Source organism: Arthrobacter sp. H41 (genome assembly GCF_000520535.1).
Lineage (GTDB): Bacteria > Actinomycetota > Actinomycetes > Actinomycetales > Micrococcaceae > Arthrobacter_D.
Genome location: NZ_KI914819.1, coordinates 90,186 through 91,779 on the forward strand (window position 1 = coordinate 90,186; position 1,594 = coordinate 91,779).

A 1,594-nucleotide genomic window follows, 5' to 3' on the forward strand; every position below is an offset into this window, starting at 1 on the left:
GCCGAATGACGCCCAGCACCAGTTCCTCGTAGATGGTGCGGTGCACGCTTGCCCGCTCGGCTTCCGGAGGCACCAGGACGTCGATTCCGTACGCGGAGATGAAGTTCCGGTAGAACGGCTGTTCCATGGTGAAGGCCGTTCCGAGGAGGGCCACGGTTCCGAGCCCTGCGTTCAGCACCTCGCGGGAGACCACGTCGCCGATGTGCAGCAGCGGGATGCCGACCGCGTCGCGGATGTCGCGGGCCACCCGGTGCATCGTATTGGTGCAGAGTACAAGGAAGTCGGCGCCTGCCGCTTCGAGTCCCTGCGCCTCGAGGGCCAATAGCCGGCCGGCCTCTTCCCAGTTCCCGGACGACTGCAACGCTTCGATGTCAGCGAAATCGACCGACGCCATGATGCAACTGGCGGAATGCATGCCGCCCAGCCGTTCCTTCACCAGCCCGTTGATGAGCGAGTAATACAGTGCGGAGCTTTCCCAGCTCATGCCGCCGATCAGACCGATGCGTTTCATGCGTCAAGCCTAGGTGTAGTGGCCTGCCACCGGAGCCGGAGCCGGGGCGGCCGGAGCCCCCGTGCGGAAAGCCGTACCCCGCAACCGCACGACAACTGCCGCGTTTGACGGCGAAACCGGCGTGTCGGACTGCATTACGCCGGTTTTCGGATCACGACGACGGCAAACACGCCTTATCCGGCGCGCCGCCCCAACAGAGCCGGCCAAAGGAAACCCTAAGGCAGCTTCACCGCCAGCACGTTGCACCTCGGCACTCCCACCCCCCGCTGATTAAGCACCTATGGTTGCTATTCGGATGATTTAGCAGCCACGAGTGCTTAATCAACGGGGTGTTTGCGCCGCCACATCCGCCGCCACCAGGGGCGGGAATCGACGACGACGACTGGCGCCGCCTCTGCCGCACGCTTCGCGCGCTGCTCCTGCCACCGCTGCACTTCCCCCTCGACGTCGCGGAGCTTCGTGATCACAGGAGGCCCGCCCAGCAGCTGGCGCCGCGCGTCGATGATCCGGTAGTTGAAGTCCTCGAGGACCTCGCGCACCTGCCGCTCCGAATACAGGGCACCGAGGCGATCATCCAGCTCGGCGTCCTCCTTCCGCAGCAGGATTGCCGTAGGTCCCAGTCCGGTGATGTTCTCGCGCTTTATGAGCCCCTTGACCCACCAGTCCGGGTCGTAGCTGTCGCCGAGCCCGGGGATCGGCTTGCCCGCCAGCGGCAGGTTCTCGAACTCTCCGCGCCGCACCGCATCGTCGACGAGGAGGCGTGCCCGCAGGGATTCGTCGTCGGTCGAGCGGAGCGGGCGGGAGCCGGCGGCGGCGTCGTCAGCACCGGCGTCTGCGTCGGCGGCGTCGAACCCATCGACGGCCTGCCCCGACCGCTGCGCCGCACGGAACTGGGCTGCCCTCCGGAGGCGTTCCTCGCGCTGCTCGCGTTCACTCATCGGTTTCGTCCCCACTCTGGCCGGTACGGGCTGGTCGATTAACCAGTATCCCGAGCCCGGAAGGGGCGCGGCAACCAAAAGCGGCAACCAAGAACGGCAATTGAGAACTGTGACCCGGACCGAGGAAGCCACGACGCGGAACGGG

2 protein-coding genes are annotated in these 1,594 nt (G+C 66.3%); both read right to left on the bottom strand.

Annotated elements, in window-relative coordinates; genetic code table 11:
• The coding region (locus tag Y705_RS19995) for an aspartate/glutamate racemase family protein (RefSeq protein WP_081738059.1) at positions 1-511 on the bottom strand (511 nt) is incomplete at its 3' end.
• A gap of 317 nt (positions 512-828) precedes the next feature.
• Positions 829-1,449 (bottom strand): DnaJ family domain-containing protein, encoded by a 621-nt coding sequence (locus tag Y705_RS0113410; RefSeq protein ID WP_026533227.1) that lies wholly within the window; start codon positions 1,447-1,449, stop codon positions 829-831.
• Between the last annotated feature and the right edge of the window lie 145 nt (positions 1,450-1,594).